18 protein-coding genes are annotated in these 17852 nt (G+C 67.3%); 9 read left to right on the top strand and 9 right to left on the bottom strand.

Features of this window, described 5'->3' with window-relative positions:
- Positions 1-13: 13 nt before the first annotated feature.
- Positions 14-1156: a murein hydrolase activator EnvC family protein gene (locus CRO50_RS04460; protein WP_232617694.1), complete on the top strand. Its 1143-nt coding sequence runs from the start codon at positions 14-16 to the stop codon at positions 1154-1156.
- Positions 1156-2532: a S41 family peptidase gene (locus CRO50_RS04455; protein ID WP_097144714.1), complete on the top strand. Its 1377-nt coding sequence runs from the start codon at positions 1156-1158 to the stop codon at positions 2530-2532. The genes CRO50_RS04460 and CRO50_RS04455 overlap by 1 nt, the downstream gene beginning before the upstream one ends.
- An 82-nt stretch (positions 2533-2614) precedes the next feature.
- Here the strand turns inward: CRO50_RS04455 and CRO50_RS04450 are convergent, their stop codons facing one another.
- Positions 2615-3574 (bottom strand): NAD(P)-dependent alcohol dehydrogenase, encoded by a 960-nt coding sequence (locus tag CRO50_RS04450; RefSeq protein WP_097144640.1) that lies wholly within the window; start codon positions 3572-3574, stop codon positions 2615-2617.
- Between the two features lie 93 nt (positions 3575-3667).
- On the opposite strand from CRO50_RS04450, the gene CRO50_RS04445 reads away from it, so the two are divergent.
- Positions 3668-4570 carry a LysR family transcriptional regulator gene (locus tag CRO50_RS04445; protein ID WP_097144639.1) on the top strand — a complete coding sequence of 301 codons (903 nt, stop codon included), beginning with the start codon at positions 3668-3670 and terminating at the stop codon, positions 4568-4570.
- On the opposite strand, the gene CRO50_RS04440 is transcribed toward CRO50_RS04445, so the two are convergent.
- Together CRO50_RS04440 and CRO50_RS04435 are read right to left on the bottom strand one after the other, a co-directional pair.
- Positions 4540-4941 (bottom strand): VOC family protein, encoded by a 402-nt coding sequence (locus tag CRO50_RS04440; protein ID WP_097144638.1) that lies wholly within the window; start codon positions 4939-4941, stop codon positions 4540-4542. The genes CRO50_RS04445 and CRO50_RS04440 overlap by 31 nt on opposite strands.
- Positions 4942-5150: 209 nt before the next feature.
- Complete coding sequence (locus CRO50_RS04435; RefSeq protein ID WP_097144637.1) at positions 5151-6377, bottom strand: acyl-CoA dehydrogenase; 1227 nt, start codon at positions 6375-6377, stop codon at positions 5151-5153.
- A gap of 129 nt (positions 6378-6506) precedes the next feature.
- On the opposite strand from CRO50_RS04435, the gene CRO50_RS04430 reads away from it, so the two are divergent.
- From CRO50_RS04430 to CRO50_RS04420, 3 genes are all read left to right on the top strand, one after another.
- The gene (locus CRO50_RS04430; protein ID WP_097144636.1) at positions 6507-7403 is read left to right on the top strand and encodes a LysR substrate-binding domain-containing protein; all 897 of its coding nucleotides are present in this window, start codon (positions 6507-6509) and stop codon (positions 7401-7403) included.
- Between the two features lie 201 nt (positions 7404-7604).
- Positions 7605-8087, top strand: a complete 483-nt coding sequence (locus tag CRO50_RS04425; RefSeq protein WP_097144635.1) for an RNA pyrophosphohydrolase — start codon at positions 7605-7607, stop codon at positions 8085-8087.
- On the top strand, positions 8084-8584 hold the full coding sequence (locus CRO50_RS04420) for a hypothetical protein (protein ID WP_097144634.1): 501 nt from the start codon (positions 8084-8086) through the stop codon (positions 8582-8584). Before CRO50_RS04425 ends, CRO50_RS04420 begins: the two co-directional genes overlap by 4 nt.
- Before the next feature lie 2 nt (positions 8585-8586).
- On the opposite strand, the gene hemC is transcribed toward CRO50_RS04420, so the two are convergent.
- Positions 8587-9534 (bottom strand): hydroxymethylbilane synthase, encoded by a 948-nt coding sequence (hemC, locus tag CRO50_RS04415; RefSeq protein ID WP_097144633.1) that lies wholly within the window; start codon positions 9532-9534, stop codon positions 8587-8589.
- Positions 9535-9662: 128 nt separating this feature from the next.
- Here hemC and hemE point away from each other — a divergent pair, with 128 nt between their 5' ends.
- Positions 9663-10697, top strand: a complete 1035-nt coding sequence (gene hemE, locus CRO50_RS04410; protein ID WP_097144632.1) for a uroporphyrinogen decarboxylase — start codon at positions 9663-9665, stop codon at positions 10695-10697.
- A 12-nt stretch (positions 10698-10709) separates the two neighbouring features.
- On the opposite strand, the gene CRO50_RS04405 is transcribed toward hemE, so the two are convergent.
- The 5 genes from CRO50_RS04405 to clpS all read right to left on the bottom strand — a co-directional run bounded on the left by CRO50_RS04405 (position 10710) and on the right by clpS (position 15039).
- Complete coding sequence (locus tag CRO50_RS04405; RefSeq protein ID WP_097144631.1) at positions 10710-11735, bottom strand: YihY/virulence factor BrkB family protein; 1026 nt, start codon at positions 11733-11735, stop codon at positions 10710-10712.
- A gap of 22 nt (positions 11736-11757) precedes the next feature.
- Complete coding sequence (hemF, locus tag CRO50_RS04400; RefSeq protein ID WP_097144630.1) at positions 11758-12648, bottom strand: oxygen-dependent coproporphyrinogen oxidase; 891 nt, start codon at positions 12646-12648, stop codon at positions 11758-11760.
- A 229-nt stretch (positions 12649-12877) separates the two neighbouring features.
- Positions 12878-13678: an SDR family NAD(P)-dependent oxidoreductase gene (locus CRO50_RS04395; RefSeq protein ID WP_097144629.1), complete on the bottom strand. Its 801-nt coding sequence runs from the start codon at positions 13676-13678 to the stop codon at positions 12878-12880.
- Positions 13679-13680: 2 nt separating this feature from the next.
- On the bottom strand, positions 13681-14706 hold the full coding sequence (locus tag CRO50_RS04390) for a class I SAM-dependent methyltransferase (RefSeq protein ID WP_097144628.1): 1026 nt from the start codon (positions 14704-14706) through the stop codon (positions 13681-13683).
- Between the two features lie 6 nt (positions 14707-14712).
- Positions 14713-15039 carry an ATP-dependent Clp protease adapter ClpS gene (gene clpS / locus CRO50_RS04385; protein ID WP_179747203.1) on the bottom strand — a complete coding sequence of 109 codons (327 nt, stop codon included), beginning with the start codon at positions 15037-15039 and terminating at the stop codon, positions 14713-14715.
- Positions 15040-15302: 263 nt separating this feature from the next.
- Between clpS and CRO50_RS04380 the strand changes: the two genes are divergently transcribed.
- Together CRO50_RS04380 and CRO50_RS04375 are read left to right on the top strand one after the other, a co-directional pair.
- The gene (locus CRO50_RS04380) at positions 15303-16004 is read left to right on the top strand and encodes an HAD family hydrolase (protein ID WP_097144627.1); all 702 of its coding nucleotides are present in this window, start codon (positions 15303-15305) and stop codon (positions 16002-16004) included.
- 373 nt (positions 16005-16377) lie between these two features.
- Positions 16378-17841, top strand: a complete 1464-nt coding sequence (locus tag CRO50_RS04375) for a D-alanyl-D-alanine carboxypeptidase family protein (RefSeq protein WP_232617695.1) — start codon at positions 16378-16380, stop codon at positions 17839-17841.
- Positions 17842-17852: the final 11 nt, after the last annotated feature.

The following is a 17852-nucleotide window of genomic DNA, read 5'->3' as shown; positions in this document are numbered from 1 at the left end:
TGAGTCTGACCAAGTGAAAACGCTCTGCCGCCTTGCCTGCCTGGCGCTCATCGCGCTTGCCACGCCCCTCCGGGCCGCGGGCGATGCGGCCGAGCTGGCACAGGCCGCTGCCTCCGAGCTTGCCGCGGCCCATGACCGGCTGGAACGGGCCGAGGGCGCCTCGGACCGGGTGGCGGCGCTGACCGCCACCATCGCGGCCTATGAGAAGGGCCTTGCCGCCATGCGCGAGAGCCTGCGCGCCGCCGCCCTGCGCGAGGCCCGCATCCGGGCCGAGTTCGAAGCGCAGCGCGACGAGATCGCGGCGCTTCTGGGCACCCTGCAGACCCTCTCGCGCGAGCCGGCGCCGGTGCTGATGCTGCATCCCGATGGTCCCATCGGCACCGCGCGCTCGGGCATGCTGATGGCCGAGGCGACCCCGGCGCTCAATGCCCGCGTCGTCGAGCTGCGCGAGCGCTTGATGGAGGCGCGCCAGATGCGCGCGGTGCAGGAAGCCGCCGCCGACCAGCTGGCGCAGGCGCTGTCCGGCGTCCAGCAGGCGCGCACCGCACTCAGCCAGGCGGTGGCCGAGCGCACCGACCTGCCGCGCCGCTTCACCGCCGATCCGATCAAGACGCAGATCCTGATGGCCACCGCCGAGACCCTGCGCGCCTTCGCCGAGGGCCTGCCCGAGATCACCGATGGCCCCGAGGACCCGGCGCCGCAGGATATCCCGGCGCTCAAGGGCGAGCTGGCCCTGCCCGTCCAGGGCACCCTGCTGCGCCGGGCCGGAGAGACCGATGCGGCGGGAATCACCCGCCCCGGCATCGTCCTGGCCACCCGCCCCCGCGCGCTGGTCACCACCCCCCTGCCCGCCACGATCCGCTACCTTGGCCCGCTGCTGGACTACGGAAACGTGATCGTGCTTGAACCCGCTTCCGGTTTACTCTTTGTTCTCGCGGGGTTGGATATCGTCTACGGAGAGATGGGAGAGGTGCTGCCGCAAGGCGCGCCGATCGGCCTGATGGGGGGAGAGGACCCGGAACCGGGGGCCATTCTGACACAGGCCCAGCGGGGCTCTGGCCAAGACCGCTCGGAAACGCTTTACATGGAGGTCAGAGAGGGCGGCACGCCCCAGGACCCCGAAACCTGGTTCGCAGTCACGAAGGACACGCAATGATGAAGAAATTCGCCATGGCAGCGGTCAGCGGCATGACGGTGGCCATCGTCGCCACTACCCAGATTGCCCCGCCGCTGCTGGCGCAGGACAAGGCCCGAGAGAGCCTGGTCTACGAGCAGCTCGACCTTTTCGGTGATGTCTTCGAGAGGATTCGCAGCCAATACGTCGAAGACGTCGAACCCTCCGAGCTGATCGAGGCGGCGATTGACGGCATGCTGACCTCGCTCGATCCGCATTCCTCCTACCACCCGCCCGAAGAGGCCGACGACCTGCGCGTGCAGACCCGCGGCGAATTCGGCGGCCTTGGCATCGAGGTGACCCAGGAAGAGGGCTTCGTGAAGGTGGTCACGCCGATGGACGACACCCCCGCCGATGAGGCAGGCGTCGAGGCCGGTGACTTCATCACCCATGTGGACGGCGAATCCGTTCTCGGCCTGACGCTGGATGAAGCGGTGAAGATGATGCGCGGCCCCGTCGGCTCGGAGATCGTGATCACCGTGGTGCGCGAGGGCGAGCCCGAGCCCTTCGATATCACCATCGTCCGCGACACCATCAAGCTGACCGCCGTGCGCGCGCGCACCGAAAGCGATACCGTGGTGCTGCGGATCTCGGCCTTCAACGACCAGACCTATCCCAACCTCGCCGACAGCCTCGCCGAAGAGATCGAGGCCGCGGGCGGCCTGGACAACATCAACGGCGTCGTGCTGGACCTGCGCAACAACCCCGGCGGCCTGCTGCTGCAGGCGATCAAGGTCTCTGACGCCTTCCTCGACGAGGGCGAGATCGTCTCGACCCGTGGCCGCAATCCCGACGAGGGCAAGCGCTACAACGCGGTGGCCGGCGACCTGGTCGAGGGCAAGCCGATCGTCGTGCTGGTCAACGGCGGTTCCGCCTCGGCCTCCGAGATCGTCGCCGGCGCCCTGCAGGATCACCGCCGCGCCATCGTCGTGGGCACCAAGAGCTTCGGCAAGGGTTCCGTCCAGACGGTGATGCAGCTGCGCGGGGATGGCTCGATCCGCCTGACCACGGCGCGCTACTACACGCCCTCGGGCCGTTCGATCCAGAACCTCGGCATCTCGCCCGACATCGTGGTGCGTCAGCCCCGTGTCGATCCCAATGCCGAACCGGAGGAGGAGACGCCCAGTCGCCCCCGCCGCTCCGAAGCCGACCTGCGCGGCACGCTGGACAACGACTCGCTGAGCGAGGACGAGATCCGCCAGATCGAGCAGGAGCGCGAGATGGCCGAGAAGGCCGCCGAGCTGCGCGACGAGGATTACCAGCTGGCCTATGCCATCGACATCCTGCGCGGCCTCGCGGCGCTTGGTCCGCAATATCGCGCCCTGGCCGATTTCGCCCCCGAGGCTGCCGACCAGTAAGCGCCTGCCAGAGAAACCGAAAACCCCCTCGCAGCCTGGCCGCGAGGGGGTTTTTTCTTGTCCGCGGCCGGGGCCGGATGGCTCAGGCGATGCGCAGCACCGCCGCGCCACGCTTGTGGCGGCCTTCCACCAGCCGGTGTGCCTCGCGCACCTCCTCCATCGGGAAGACCCCAGCGATCACCCCGCGCAGCAGGCCCTGGGCGCGCAGGTCCACCAGGTGCTGCAGGTCCTCGCTGCGATCGCCGCTGATATGCAGCTTCACCTTGCGGGCCCGGAGGCAATTGGTCAGCGCCTGAAGCATCTCGGGCAGGCCGAAATTCAGCGGTACGAAGACCCCGCCGCGCACCAGCACCCTGCGTGCCTCGGGGGTGGTGACGGCCCCGAAGGTGTCGAAGACCACGTCGAAGCGCCGGCCCAGATCGGCCACGGGATGTGTGCGATAGTCCAGTGCCTCCTCGGCGCCCAGCTCTTCGAGCAGGGTCAGGTTGCCTGCGCTGGCCATGGCCGTCACATGGGCCCCCATGGCGCGGGCAATCTGCACCGCCATGGCACCCACCTCGCCCGAACCGCCGAGGATCAGCACCCGAGAGCCCCGCGCCACCTTGGCCACGTCGCGCAGGAAGACCAGCGCCGACAGCCCGCCGAAGGGCATCGCCGCCGCTTCCTCGACGCCCAGGTCCGCCGGGCGCTCGATGATGCATTCGCCGGGCTTTACCAGCAGGTACTCCGCATGGGCCTTGCCCATGACGAAGCCCATCACCGGGCCCTCGGAAATCTCGGCACCCACCCCGGCCTCGACGACCTCTCCGGCAAAGGCGCTGCCCAGCACCGGGTTCTTCGGACGCCGCCAGCCGAACATCGCCCGGCCAACCGGCCCCAGGATGCCCGGAAAGGCCGCGGCCCGCAGCCGCCAGTCTGCCGTGGTCACCGCCGAGGCCTCGACCTTCACCAGCATCTCGCCGGGGCCGACCTCGGGCCGCTCCACCTCCGCCACCGAGAGCACCTCGGGGCCACCATATTCCTTGTAGACAATCGCTTTCATTTTCTTGGCTCCATAAAAATCCTGAGCCGGAAATACGCGCCGGCATACCCAAATATAATTGACTGATTTAGCATAGTATCCAAACATAAACGCATGGACTTCACCCATGTCTCCTTCGACTGGTCCCGCGCCCGTGCCTTCCTGGCCACGGCAGAGACCGGCTCTCTCTCCGCGGCAGCGCGCGAACTGGGGCTGACCCAGCCGACGCTGGGCCGCCAGGTGGCGGCGCTGGAAGAAGAGCTGGGCCTGCTGCTTTTCGACCGCACGGGCCGCAGCCTGGTGCTGACGCCCGCGGGCCGCGCCCTGCTGCCGCGCGCACGGGCCATGGCAGAGGCCGCGCTGGCCTTCTCGCGCTCGGCGGCGGGGCTGACCGACGAGATCGACGGCAAGGTCGTGATCACCGCCTCGGAGTTCTACGCCGCCTTCCGCCTGCCGCCGATCATCGCCCGGCTGCAGCGCCTGCACCCCGGCATCCAGGTCGAGATCCGCGCCGACAACGACATCAGCGATCTGGCCCGGCGCGAGGCCGATATCGCGCTCAGGAACACCCGCCCCGACAACCCCGAGCTGGTGGCCAAGCGCCTGCCCGACGACGAGGGCCGCTTCTACGGCAGCGCCGACTACATCGCCTCGCTCGGTCCCATCGAGCGCCTCGAGGATCTCTCTCGCGCCCGCTTCCTGGCATGGGACAGCGACGAGGCGCTGCCCCGCCTGCTGCAGGGCTTTGGCGTGGCCACCACGGCAGAGAGCTTTCCGCTCGCCACCCGCAACCACCTGGTGCAGTGGCAATTGTGCGGCGCGGGCCTGGGCCTGGGTGCCTTCGCCACCCCCGAGGGTGATCGCCACCTGACCCGCGTGCCCCTGCTGCCCGCCATCCCCTTCCCGGTCTGGCTGGTGGCGCACAAGGACCTGGCCCATTCACGCCGGCTGCGCATCACCTGGGACCTGATCGCGGCGATGATGCCTCAGCTCTCGGCCGCCTCCTCTTCGGCGTGACAGGCGACACAGACCTTGTTGCCATCCGGGTCGCGGAAATAGGCGCCGTAGAAATCGGGGTGATAGCGGGGCCTCAGGCCCGGAGCCCCCTCGTTCTTCGCCCCTGCGGCAATCGCAAGGTCGAAACAGGCCCGCACCGTCGCCCGGTCCCGCGCCAGGAAGCCCACCATCGGCCCGTTGCCGGGCGTCGCCTCGCCCTCGAAGGGCTTGGTCAGGAAGAACAGCGGGCGCGGCTTGCCGGGCTCGCGGTAGGCCGCCTCCTGCCCCGGCGCCAGCCAGGTCTCGTCAAACCCCAGCCGCGTCATCAGCGGCAGGTAGAAGTCCCGCGCACGGTCAAAATCGGAAACGGCGATGGTCACATGGCTCAGCATCCACCCATCCTGCCACGCCCCCACGACAGGAAAAGCCCTATTCCCATCCGATGGCTGAAAATACTGCGGGGGAGCCCGCCGCAGGCGGGTGGGGGCAGAGCCCCCACGACCTATCCATTTGTCGCCATGCGATGGAGAGAGCGCCAAGCTCCCAACAGAAAGGGCGCCGATCTCTCGACGCCCTTCTCTCTTTCAGCTGACCCGTGGGATCAGAAGAAGGCCTGAAGCCCGGTCTGTGCCCGGCCCAGAATCAGCGCATGCACGTCATGGGTGCCCTCGTAGGTGTTCACCGTCTCGAGGTTGGCCGCATGGCGCATCACCTGGTACTCGATCTGGATGCCGTTGCCGCCGTGCATGTCGCGCGCCATCCGCGCGATATCCAGCGCCTTGCCGCAGTTGTTGCGCTTGATGATCGAGACCATCTCGGGCGCCGCCTTGGCCCGGTCGAAGAGCCGCCCGACCTGCAGCGAGGCCTGCAGGCCAAGCGCGATCTCGGTCTGCATGTCGGCCAGTTTCTTCTGGTAGAGCTGCATGCCGGCCAGGGGCTTGCCGAACTGCTTGCGATCCAGCCCGTACTGGCGCGAGCGATGCCAGCAGTCCTCGGCCGCCCCCATGACGCCCCAGGCAATGCCGTAGCGGGCGCGGTTCAGGCAGCCGAAGGGACCTTTCAGGCCCGAGACATGCGGCAGCAGGGCCTCTTCGCCCACCTCCACGTTGTCCATGACGATCTCGCCGGTGATCGAGGCGCGCAGGGACAGCTTGCCGCCGATCTTCGGCGCGCTCAGACCCTTCATGCCCTTTTCCAGCACGAAGCCACGGATGGCGCCGTCATGGGCCTCGGACTTGGCCCAGACCACGAAGACATCGGCAATCGGCGCGTTCGAGATCCACATCTTGGAACCGACCAGACGATAGCCGCCCTCGGTCTTGATGGCGCGGGTCTTCATGCCCGCAGGGTCCGAGCCCGCATCGGGCTCGGTCAGGCCGAAGCAGCCGATCCATTCACCCGAAGCCAGCTTCGGCAGGTATTTCATCCGCTGCTCTTCGCTGCCGTAGGCATAGATCGGGTACATCACCAGAGAGCTCTGCACCGACATCATCGAACGGTAGCCCGAATCGACGCGCTCCACCTCGCGCGCCACCAGCCCGTAGCTGACGTAGCCCGCACCGATACCGCCGTATTGCTCGGGCACCGTGACACCCAGCAGGCCCATCTCGCCCATCTCGGCGAAGATGCCCGGTTCGACACCCTCGTTGAGATACATCTCCTCGACCCGCGGCATCAGCTTTTCCTGCGCGAAGGCATGGGCGGTATCGCGGATCATCCGCTCTTCCTCTTCCAGCTGGTCATCCAGCAGGAAGGGGTCCTCCCACGAGAAGCCGGACATGTTCGGGCGGTCCTTGTCCTTCAGGACGGGGCGGTTGGGGGTATCCATCAGATGTCTCCTCGGTTCGCGGGGGCCGCGCGGCCCTGGCCTTTGCGGCGCAATCTAGGCCATGGACGAGGCGGGCGCTAACGCGTAATTCTTGCAAAGCTATGAGTTCGATGAATAGGCGTCCCGAAAATGCGTAAGCCCTACATACCCTCGGTCGGAGAGCTTGAAGCCTTTTGCGCATGCGCCCGTGTCGGCACCACCACCGGGGCGGCGCGCGAGCTGGGGTTGACGCAATCCGCCGTCTCGCGCTCGATCGCGGCGCTGGAGGACCGGCTGGGAGTGGCGCTCTTCACCCGCGCGCGTCAGCGGCTGGCGCTGTCGGACGCGGGCCGCTCGTTCCGGGTCGAGGCCGAGGCCCTGCTGGCGCGGCTCGATGCGGCGGCGACCTCGGTCATGGCCTTCGGCGGACAGGAGAGCGTGCTGCGGATCTCGGTGCTGCCCAGCTTCGGGCGCTCTTGGCTGATCCCGCGCCTGGGCGCCTTCCAGTCGACCATGCCAGGCATCAGCTTCGACGTGGCCGCCCGGCTCGCCCCGGTGAACTTCGACGCCGATCCCTATGATCTGGCGATCCAGCGCAGCGCGCATCGTCAAAGTGGTGCGCAGCATCTGCACCTTCTGGACGAGGTGCTGGTCGCCGTGGCCGCGCCCGCGCTGACCCGCACCGGCGTGCTCTCGGATACCGAGCTACTGGCCCTGCCGCTGCTACAGCAGTCGACCCGCCCCACGCTCTGGCCCGACTGGTTCCGCGAAGCCGGCGTCGACCCGCGCCGGGCGCTGCGGGGTGCGCGATTCGACCATTTCGACATGGTGGTGGATGCGGCCGCCGCCGGGCTTGGCGTCGGCCTGGTGCCCGAGGTCATCGCCGAGCGTCCGCTGGCGGAAGGACGGCTGCGGCTGGCCTCCGACCGACGGCTGGATACCGGCCAGGCCTACATGCTGATCCATCCGGAGCGCTCCGAAGCCCTGCCGGGCTTCGCCCGCTTCCGCGACTGGCTGGCGGCAGAGCTGGCGGGGATCTGGGCCTAGTTCCCGCCCCGAATCGCCCCCCGTCCGGGTCAGGCCGGGCCAGACAAGGACAGGCGTATTCTTTGCCTGCGAATAGGGATATCTTCAGTGCATGTTTGCGAACTTTCTACTCTGCAGTAAGGCACAGGACACCTGCGCTTCTGGTGGAATGGACAAGCCCGCGCGGGTCCGTAGGATGCGTTGAAATCTTGAGGAGAACCGATGACACCGGACGAGAAATCCGCCCTCCCCTACCGCGCTTGCGTCGGCGTGGTCCTGGTCAATTCCGAGGGACAGGTCTTCACCGGACAACGTCTGGATTCAGAGGTCGCCGCCTGGCAGATGCCCCAGGGCGGAATTGATCCGGGAGAGACGCCGCAAGAGGCCGCACTGCGCGAGCTCTGGGAAGAGACCGGCGTGCAGGCCGAAAAGGTCACCGTAGAGGCCGAGACCGAGGAATGGATTCCCTACGACCTGCCCGATCACCTGCTGGGCAAGGTCTGGGGTGGCAAATACCGTGGCCAGGAACAGAAGTGGGTGCTGATGCGCTTCCACGGCACCGATGCCGATGTGAACATCGCAACCGAACATCCCGAGTTCAGCGAATGGCGTTGGATGCCGCCGCAGGACCTGGTCGAAAACATCGTTCCGTTCAAGCGCGCCGTCTATGCCCGCGTGCTGGAGCTGCTCGGAGATCGCCTGTGAAAAGCCCCATCCCCGCCCTCGTCACCGGCCTCTGGGCAGGCCTCGTGGCCAGCCTGGCCGCCGGTCCCGCGCTCGCGCTGTCCTGCGTGCCGATAGGTGTCGGCCAAAGCTACAACGAGCTCTCGGCGGCCCCCGGTGACTACGTGGTGCTGCTCGGCGATTTCGACTTCGAGAAGATCGAGCTGCCCGAACAGGATCTCAGGAACCCGGACCCGGAAGAGGTGCGCTTCCCGGCGCGGTTCACCGGGCAGGTCCTGGACGACGATGGCTTCGGCGGTGACTTCGCGCTGGACCTGACGGTGCTGCTGCGCTGCTTCGGGCCCTGGTGCGCCGGCCAGCCCGATCCGGGCGAGGCGCTGGCCTTCGTGCAGAAGACCGCCACCGGGCTGGTGCTGGGGCTGGGTCCCTGCGACGGGCGCCACTTCTCCCGCCCCGAGCCCTCGGACATCGCGCTGATCGAGGCCTGCCACGCCCAGGGCGCCTGCCCGACCGGCTGACCTCAGCTCTTGAAGTCGAAGAAACCGGCACCGGCCTGGGCCAGCAGTGCCTCGGCCATCTCAGTGCCCAGCGCCGCGCCGTCCTCGATGGGGGCGGAGCGGTCATCTGCCAGCGCCTCCGAGCCATCGGGGCGCAGGATCTCTCCGCGCAGGCGCAGGGTCGCGCCGTCAAGCTCCGCCAGACCCGCAATGGGCGTCTCGCAAGAGCCGTCGAGCCGGGCCAGGAAGGCGCGCTCTGCCGCCAGCCGCTGCGCCGTCTGCGTGTCGTGGATCGCCTCCAGCAGCGCCGCCGTTGCGCTGTCGGCCGCACGCCGCTCGATGCCGATGGCCCCCTGGGCAACGGCGGGCAGCATCTCTTCCGGCTGGATCGGGCTTTTCGCCACGTCGGCCATCTCGAGCCGGTTCAGCCCGGCCATGGCAAGGAAGGTCGCCTCCGCCACGTTTTCAGAGAGTTTGCGCAGGCGGGTCTGCACGTTGCCGCGGAACTCCACCACGTGAAGGTCGGGCCGCCGCACCAGCAGCTGCGCCCGGCGGCGCAGCGAAGAGGTGCCCATGACCGCGCCCTCGGGCACCGCCGCCAGCGATCCGTGCTTAAGCGAGACGAAGGCATCGCGCACGTCCTCGCGCGGCAGATAGCAATCCAGCACCAGCCCCTCTGGCTGATCCACCGGCATGTCCTTCATCGAATGCACGGCGATGTCGATCGTGCCATCCGAGAGCGCCACCTCGATTTCCTTGGTGAACAGGCCCTTGCCGCCCACCTCGCGCAGCGCGCGGTCCTGGATGCGGTCGCCGGCCACCGAGATCACCACGACCTCGAAGGCCTCGGGCGGCAGATCGAAGGCGGCAGCAATGCGCCCCAGGGTCTCATGCGCCTGGGCAAGCGCCAGCGGAGAACCTCGGGTGCCGATCTTCAGGGGCTGGGCGGGGGTCGGAAGCATCTGCGTCATGGCCCTTGGTTACGCGCGCCCGCGCGGGCTGGCAAGCATTGGCAGGCGGGCCGAGGTGTCGCAGGCCCCACGCTTGACATCAGGCCCTCGGGACGCGACCAGAGACACGACAACCAGAGAGGGACGACATGGCCGACAAGACGATCCTGCGCGCGCTGAAAGGCGAAACGCTGCCCACGCCGCCGATCTGGATGATGCGCCAGGCGGGCCGCTACCTGCCGGAATATCGCGCCACCCGCGCCCAGGCCGGAGACTTCCTGTCCCTGTGCTACAACCCCGAGCTGGCCGCCGAGGTCACCCTGCAGCCGATCCGCCGCTATGGCTTCGATGCGGCAATCCTCTTTGCCGACATCCTGCTGCTGCCCCAGGCCCTGGGGGCCGATCTGTGGTTCGTGACCGGCGAGGGCCCGCGCCTCTCGACCGTGACCACCCAGGCCGACTTCGACGTGCTGAAGCCCGCCTCGGATGTGCACGAGGTCCTGTCTCCGATCTACGAGACGGTGAAGATCCTCTCGCGTGAGCTGCCCGCCGAGACCACGCTGATCGGTTTCGCCGGCGCGCCCTGGACCGTGGCCACCTACATGATCGCCGGACGCGGCACCCCCGACCAGGGCCCTGCCCATGCGCTGATCGCCGAGAACCGCCCCCTCTTCGAGGCCCTGCTGGAGCGGCTGACCCTTGGCACCATCGAATACCTGTCGAAGCAGATCGAGGCCGGCGCCGAAGTGGTGAAGCTCTTCGACAGCTGGGCGGGATCGCTCTCGGGCGAGGACTTCGACCGTTACGCGCTGGAACCGGCCCGCCGCATCATCGCGGAACTCAAGGCGCGCCATCCGGGCATCCCGGTCATCGCCTTCCCCCGCGAGGCGGGCGAGAAATACGTGGGCTTTGCCAAGGCCACCGGCGCCGATTGCGTCGCGCTCGACAATTCCGTCAGCCCCGAATGGGCCGCGGCCAATGTGCAGATCGACGGCTGCGTGCAGGGCAACTTGGCCTCGAAGCACATGGTGACCGGCGGCGACGCCCTGGTGGCCGAAACCCGAGAGATCGTGAAGGCCTTCTCGAAGGGCCCGCATATCTTCAACCTCGGGCACGGGATCACGCCGGATGCCGACCCCGAGAATGTGCAGCTGATGATCGACACGGTGCGCGCAGGCGCCTGACCTTCTGCGCCGTCAGACCTTGACCTGACGCGGGTCATGCTCGGGCGGCGCGGGGGTATCCTCGGGCAGCTCGGCCGAGGTGTGGATCGGGCCTTCCTCGACCAGCTGATCCTCCTGCGGCGCATCCACCGCGCCGCCATCGGCCTCTTTCCCGGTCAGCACGGTATCCGCCTTGCCCCGCTGCGGCGCCGGGTCCGGGCTGCCCGCGGCCTGCGCCCGCGCCCGGTCGAGCTGCACGTTCAGCGAGGCTCCGAGCAGCACCACGAAGGCCGAGACATAGAGCCAGAAGAGCAGCGCCATGGCCGCCCCGAGCGAGCCATAGACCTCGTTGTAATTGGCGAAATTGGTGAAATAGAGCGACAGCCCGTAAGAGGCCCCCATCCACAGCACCACGCTGAGCAGCGCGCCGGGGGTGGCCCAGGACATGCGCTCTCCGCGGTTGTTCGGCCCGAAGCGGTAGAGCAGCGACAGGCCGACCATGACGGCGACGACGGCGCAGATCAGGCGCAGCGCCTCGACGGCGATAGAGGCCACGGGGCCCAGCGGGATGAAGGTCAGCACGATGGGCAGCACCACCACCGAAGCCAGCGCCACCAGCCCCACCCCCAGAAGCGCCACGGTCAGCAGGAGCGCGATCAGGTAGTGGCGCAGCGAGCCGCGGTTCTCTTGCCCGTGAATGGTGTTCAGCCCCAGGATCATCGCCGCCACGCCCGAGCGCGACGACCAGATCGCCACCGCGAGAGAGGCCACCCCCGCCCAGCCAAGGGTCGAGCCCGAGGAGGCCGAGATCTTGTAGACCTGCGCGGCGACCAGCGTATAGACCTCGTCCGGCATGATGTTGCGGGTCAGCTTGAGCTGCTCCATCACCACCGACGGGTCCGAGATGATCCCCCAGAGCGCGATCAGCGCGGCGATACCGGGAAAGAGCGCCAGCATGGCGTAGAAGGCCACCCCGGCGGCGACCAGGGCCATGTTGATCTCGCCGATCTGGAGGAAAATCCCCACCAGCACTGCCCAGGTCGTCTTCAGATACGCCATCCCGCCTCCGAGGCTGCTTTGCTCAGACCCACTTTGCCAGTGGTGGCAGGGACATCAACACGGCATTGGCATCATGGCCGGTTTCCAGGCCGAATTTCGTGCCCCGGTCATAGACCAGGTTGTATTCGGCATAGAGGCCGCGATGCACCAGCTGCGCATCCTTGTCCGCGTCATCCCAGGGCTGGGCGCGGCGCTTGTCGGCCAGCGGCAGGAAGGCGGGCAGGAAGGCCCGGCCCACGTCCTGGATGAAGGCGAAGTCCGTCTCCCAGTCGCCGGTGTTGTAATCGTCCAGGAAGATGCCGCCGACACCACGGGCGCGCTTGCGGTGCGGGATGTAGAAATACTCGTCCGCCCAGGCCTTGAAGCGGGGGTAATGACCCGCGTCGTGGCGGTCGCAATGCTCTTTCTGCACGGCATGGAAATGCGCGGTGTCCTCGGCATATTCGATGCAGGGATTCAGGTCAGAGCCACCGCCCAGCCACCAGCCATGCGGGGTCCAGAACATGCGGGTGTTCATGTGGACCGCCGGCGCATGGGGGTTCTGCATATGCGCCACCAGGCTGATGCCCGAGGCCCAGAAACGCGGATCCTCGGCCATGCCGGGCAGACCCTTGCGTGCCGCCATCGAAACCTGCGCCCGTTCGCCCAGGGTGCCGAAGACGGTCGAGATGTTCACGCCGACCTTCTCGAAGACCCGCCCGCCGCGCATCACCGACATCAGCCCGCCACCGGCGTCGCTGCCATCCTCGCTGGTGCGTTTCGTCGGCGTCACCTCGAACCGGCCCGCGGGCTGATCCGACAGCGGCCCCTCGACCTGAGCATCCTCGAGCCCCTCGAAAGCCGCGACGATCTGGTCCCGCAGCTCGCGGAACCACGCGCTGGCCCGCGCCTTCTCGTCCGTCATCTCTGCCATGAAGCGCTCCTTGTCACTGCTTGCCCCCTCCCTAGCAGCCCCGACGCGCAGGCAGAAGAGGGCGCCCCCTTCCATCTATCCGACGGCCACAAATACTGCCGCCGGAGGCTCGGTGCTCCGCAGGAGCGCCGAACGGCCAGGTCCGCAAGGGGTTGGCCCCTGCGGGGCCATGCCTCCGGCGGCAGTAGTTTTGGCCATCGGATGAGGAAAGGGGATTGCTGCCCGAGGGTCAGTGCGCAGGCGCGGCGACCGGGTCCAGCAGGGTGCGGCCACCGTCGACGGTGACGATCTGGCCGGTCATGAAGGACGAGGCATCGCAGGCCAGGTACTGCACCGCCTCGGCCAGTTCGCTGGGGGGCGCGATGCGCGACAGCGGGGTGTGGTCCTCGATATCCTCGCGGAAATCGGAATTGTCGCGCAGGGTCTCCTTCAGCGACGAGGACATGACCGAGCCGAAGGCCAGGGCGTTCACGCGGATGCCATGCGGCGCCAGGGCCACGGCCATCGAGCGGGTCATTTGGTCCAGCGCCGCCGTTGCCACCGAGAAGCCCATGAGGTCGGGGTGGGTGCGGCGCGCGGCAATGGACGAGAGATTGACGATGGCGCCGCCGCGCGGCCCTTCGGGCTCTTCGGCCTGCTTGATCATCCGCTTGGCCACCGTCTGGCTGACCCGCAGCGCCGTCAGCAGGTTCTGCTGCAGCATGGTCTCCATGGCATCGTCATCGGGGTTCAGCGGGTCCGAGACCAGCACCTGGCGCGAGGCATTGACCAGGATATCCACCTGGTCGAAAGCGTCGATGGTGGCCGAGAGCAGGTTGGCGATGGTCAGCTTTTCGCGCAGGTCGCCGGCGAAGTAGCGGATATTGCCCTCTTCCACCGCTTCGCCCAGTTCTTCGCGCAGGCGGTCTTCATCCATGTCGGCAAACATGACATTGGCGCCCTTGTCGGCAAAGAGCCTGCCGATGGCCAGACCGATTCCATGCGCGGCTCCGGTCACGATGGCGGTCTTGCCCGCAATCGAAAAACTCATCGCTATCTCCCCTGACGTCCCGTCCCGGACCCTAGCCCGGTACGCGGGCTTTGGCGAGAGGGGCGCTCGGCGCGGAACAGCTTGAAGCTGCGATCGCCGCCGATCCGGCTGACTTCGCCGAAGTTTTCGTCCAGGACGTTCTCGTATCCGAGATGCGCATTGGCCACCATCAGCAGGATGCCTCGCGGGGCCAGCATGCCCGCCGCTGCGCGGATGAAGGCGCGGCCCAGCTCCGGGTCCTGCTTGCGGCCCTGGTGGAAGGGCGGATTCATGATCACGAAGTCCAGCATCCGGTCCGGACGCCAGGTCAGCGCGTTGTTCCAGTGGAACTGCGCGCGCTCGTCGTCGATGTTCTGCTCTGCGCTGTCCAGGGCGGGATAGTCGGCCTCGACCAGGTGCAGCGCCTTGATGCCCTCGTTCTGCTTCAGCGCCATGGCCGACAGGTAGCCCCAGCCCGCGCCCAGGTCCGCGCCGTGGCCCTTGAGGGACGAAAGCTCTGCCGCCAGCAGCGCCGAGGCCCGGTCGACCCCATCGGCCGAGAAGACGCCCGGCTGGGTTTCCCAGCCATCGGCAGTCTTTCCAGGGTCCACCCACCAGTCGACGAAGTCGCCATCCTCGATCACGAAGAGCTTGCCATGGGCCTTGTTGACCGGCGCATCGATCAGGACCCGCTCACGGCAGGCCTTCAGCATCGAATCGACACCGTCTTCCTTCTGCCCGTCGACGATCACCGGCCCCTTGTCCGCAAGCAGGTGACGCCCCCAGGCGACCAGCAGCCGCCCCAGCGGCTTTGAGCGGGGCAGGCAGACGACCGCGGCGGCATAGCCCACCGAGGGAGCGGTACTTACCTTGTAGCCGCGGGCCTTGAAGACCTGGTGATCGGGATAGAAGCGCGAGATCACCTCGACCCGCTCTTTCGGCAGGGCCGAGAGATCGGCATCGACGGGCGGTTCGAAAACGGCGATTGTCCCGCTCTCGGGCAGGCTCAGCCCGCCATCGAGGGCGAGCTTCAGACGGGTTCCCAGCATGGGGCCCTATTCCTTTTCCATGGTGCATTGCAGCGGGTGCTGGTGCTTGCGGGCGAAATCCATCACCTGGGCCACCTTGGTCTCGGCGATCTCGTGGCTGAAGACGCCGACCACGGCGACGCCCTTCTTGTGGACCGTCAGCATGATCTCGAAGGCCTGGGCATGGTTCAGGCCGAAGAAGCGCTCAAGCACCAGGACGACGAATTCCATCGGCGTGTAGTCGTCGTTCAGCAGCAGAACCTTGTAGAGCGGCGGGCGTTTCGTCTTCGGCTTGGTGTCGAGCACCACCGAGAGATCGCCATCGTCACCGCCTTCATCATCCTTGCCCGCCATCCGCAGCACGTCGGCGCGAACCACCATCGGGTCCTTCAGCAACAGGGCATGCTGCCCGGCTTTCAGGGTCATCGTCACATCTCTCATTGTCACGTCGGTCGTCGCTTCCGCCGGTTTGCTGTCTGGGTCTTGCAGACCCTGACCGCGAGAACTGCGCGTCGAGGAGGCTGCCAGCGGTCAAGTTTGAGGTTTCGGGGTCAGGCTGCTCTATATAACGTCAGTCGGGCCTCAGGGAAGGCCCAGGCCGGGAGTACGTGGACAAAATGACTCGAAAAATCACAACAATCGGTTTCGATGCGGACGATACCCTCTGGCACAACGAGCGGTTCTTCCAGCTCACCCAGGAGCGATTCGCAGAGCTGCTGGCCGAGCATGCCGATCCCGACCACCTGGCAGAGCGGCTTCTGGCCGCCGAACGGCGCAACCTCGGTCACTATGGATTCGGCATCAAGGGCTTCGTTCTGTCGATGATCGAGACCGCGCTCGAGGTCACCGACAAGCGGGTCCCCGGCGAGGTGATCTCTCAGCTCATCGCCGCCGGGCAGGAAATGCTTCAGCATCCGATCGAGCTTCTGCCCCATGCCCGTGAGGCGGTAGAGCAGCTTTCCGAGGATCACCTGGTGGTGCTGATCACCAAGGGCGACCTGCTGGACCAGGAGCGCAAGCTGGCGCAATCCGGCCTGGGCGATCTCTTCGACGGGATCGAGATCGTCTCGGACAAGACCTCCGATATCTACGCCCGGATCTTCGCCGCCCATGGCGGGGGGGCCACGCAGGCGCTGATGGTGGGCAACTCGATGAAATCCGACGTTCTGCCGGCGATTGCCGCCGGTGCTCATGGGGTCCACATCCCCCATGGCCAGACCTGGGCGCTGGAACATGCCGAGGCGCCCGAGGCCGAGCCGCGCTTCCATGCCCTGCCCGATCTGGGCGAGCTCCCCGAGCTGGTGGCAAGGATCGGCTGACGGCGGAATGCGCAGGCTTTTCCGCCTGCGCACCTTAGCTGCGGCCTGCATCCAACTGAAAAACCTTCGCATTTGCACAATTACAAGAGCGCCTTTGCTTTTCGCATCGCGGCGGGTGCAATCGCACTTCTGGTAGGACCACATCTGTGGATAACTACATCTTGAAGCTGTACACAGCCCCCTGCGTTTCGCCCAGAAATGGTCGCTTTGTTCACTATGCGCCCTATGATATCACTTGCAGAAGACGACTGTCCCGGCCAACGGGGCGAAAAATGGGCCGACCGGAAAACCGGCGGCAACGAGGCAGATGGTGAATGACGTGGCAGGGCGGAGCATGAGGCCGGCTCTTACCGGGCTTTTCCTGAGATTTTCGATGCTTATCCTGATCCTGATGGGGTCGGGAGGCTTCTCGACACAGGTCCATGCGGCGCCCTACGCCGAGATGGTGGTCGACGCTCGCACCGGCGAGGTATTGCGGTCGCGCAATGCCGATACGCGGCTGCATCCGGCCTCCCTGACCAAGATGATGACGCTCTACATCGCCTTCGAGGCGGTGGAGAACGGCGAAATCTCGCTGGATACGATGGTGCGTGTCTCGCGCAATGCGTCGCAGGAGGAGCCCTCGAAGCTGGGCCTGCGCGAAGGGCAGCGGATCAAGCTGCGCTACCTGATCCGGGCCGCGGCGGTGAAGTCCGCCAATGACGCGGCCACGGCGATCGGCGAAGCCATCGAAGGCTCGGAGGCGGCCTTTGCGCGGCGGATGAACCGCACCGCCAAGGCGCTTGGCATGACCCGTACCACCTTCCGCAACGCCCATGGCCTGACCCGCGAGGGGCACATGTCCACCGCGCGCGACATGACCACCCTGGGCCGGCACCTCTATTTCGACTACCCCGAGTACTTCCATCTCTTCTCGAAGGTGACCGCGAACGTCGAGGGGCGGACGCTCTACAATACCAACCGCAAGTTCCTGGGCGCCTATAGCGGCGCCGACGGGATCAAGACCGGCTATACCCGTGCGGCGGGCTTCAACCTGACCGCCTCGGCACATCGCGGCAACAAGCACATCATCGCCACCGTCTTCGGCGGCCGCTCCACCGCATGGCGCAATGCCAAGATGGCCGAGCTGCTCGATCTCGGGTTCTCGCGTGCGCCGGCCTCGGCCACGACCCGTGCGCCCGGCAAGCCCAACTACGCCCCCAGCGATCCGCTGCTGATGGCAGGCAAGACTGTCCGGGTGAACGGCGCGCCGCGGCGCTCGCTGCGCCCCAAGGCGCGTCCCGCCGCCCCCGCCGCGCTGCCCTCGCAGGAGATGCTGCTGGCGGAAGCCGGCGCGCAGGAGAGCACCAGCCTCGATGCCGCCGCCGCCGAGGCCCTGGCCTTTGCCACCACCGGCCAGCGCAGCGATGCGCTGAGCCCGACGGAAGAGGTCATCGCAGAGGCCCCCGCCGCGCCCGCGGGTCCGGTGATCAACCCGGTCTCGCCCATGGCCCGGCCCAAGACACTGATGCAGCAACGCGCCCAGGACACCCCTGTCGCGGCGGCGCGCCCGGCAGCGCCGGAGCCGCAGCTGGTGACCCGCTCCGCCTCCAGCGGTGATCCGAACTGGGCGGTGAACGTGGGCCGCTATCCCAGCGAGGGTGCCGCGGAACGCGTGCTGCTGACCACGGCCCTGTCGGAAATCGAGACGCTGGAGGGGGCCGACCGTAAGGTCGTCCGCTCGCCCACCGGGTTCGACGCCAATTTCGCCGGGCTGACCCGCGACGCGGCGGACCGCACCTGCCAGCGGCTGAATGCGCGCAACATGACCTGCTTCATGGTGGGTCCCGGCGCCTGACACGACATTGC

This window comes from Pseudooceanicola antarcticus (assembly GCF_900215355.1).
GTDB classification, from domain to species: domain Bacteria; phylum Pseudomonadota; class Alphaproteobacteria; order Rhodobacterales; family Rhodobacteraceae; genus Pseudooceanicola; species Pseudooceanicola antarcticus.
Note: the sequence above shows the minus strand (reverse complement) of the source record. Positions and strands in the feature narration are given on the sequence as shown.

Bases quoted from the DNA above. Each gene is read 5' to 3' on its own strand.
- CRO50_RS04395 (WP_097144629.1), bottom strand. From the start codon at position 13,678: ATGAGTTTTTCGATTGCGGGCAAGACCGCCATCGTGACCGGAGCCGCG.
- hemF (WP_097144630.1), bottom strand. From the start codon at position 12,648: ATGGCAGAGATGACGGACGAGAAGGCGCGGGCCAGCGCGTGGTTCCGC.
- hemC (WP_097144633.1), bottom strand. From the start codon at position 9,534: ATGACGCAGATGCTTCCGACCCCCGCCCAGCCCCTGAAGATCGGCACC.
- CRO50_RS04375 (WP_232617695.1), top strand. From the start codon at position 16,378: ATGCTTATCCTGATCCTGATGGGGTCGGGAGGCTTCTCGACACAGGTC.
- CRO50_RS04455 (WP_097144714.1), top strand. From the start codon at position 1,156: ATGAAGAAATTCGCCATGGCAGCGGTCAGCGGCATGACGGTGGCCATC.
- CRO50_RS04425 (WP_097144635.1), top strand. From the start codon at position 7,605: ATGACACCGGACGAGAAATCCGCCCTCCCCTACCGCGCTTGCGTCGGC.
- CRO50_RS04435 (WP_097144637.1), bottom strand. From the start codon at position 6,377: ATGGATACCCCCAACCGCCCCGTCCTGAAGGACAAGGACCGCCCGAAC.
- CRO50_RS04440 (WP_097144638.1), bottom strand. From the start codon at position 4,941: ATGCTGAGCCATGTGACCATCGCCGTTTCCGATTTTGACCGTGCGCGG.
- CRO50_RS04390 (WP_097144628.1), bottom strand. From the start codon at position 14,706: ATGCTGGGAACCCGTCTGAAGCTCGCCCTCGATGGCGGGCTGAGCCTG.
- CRO50_RS04450 (WP_097144640.1), bottom strand. From the start codon at position 3,574: ATGAAAGCGATTGTCTACAAGGAATATGGTGGCCCCGAGGTGCTCTCG.
- CRO50_RS04380 (WP_097144627.1), top strand. From the start codon at position 15,303: ATGACTCGAAAAATCACAACAATCGGTTTCGATGCGGACGATACCCTC.
- hemE (WP_097144632.1), top strand. From the start codon at position 9,663: ATGGCCGACAAGACGATCCTGCGCGCGCTGAAAGGCGAAACGCTGCCC.
- CRO50_RS04430 (WP_097144636.1), top strand. From the start codon at position 6,507: ATGCGTAAGCCCTACATACCCTCGGTCGGAGAGCTTGAAGCCTTTTGC.
- CRO50_RS04445 (WP_097144639.1), top strand. From the start codon at position 3,668: ATGGACTTCACCCATGTCTCCTTCGACTGGTCCCGCGCCCGTGCCTTC.
- clpS (WP_179747203.1), bottom strand. From the start codon at position 15,039: ATGGCGGGCAAGGATGATGAAGGCGGTGACGATGGCGATCTCTCGGTG.
- CRO50_RS04405 (WP_097144631.1), bottom strand. From the start codon at position 11,735: ATGGCGTATCTGAAGACGACCTGGGCAGTGCTGGTGGGGATTTTCCTC.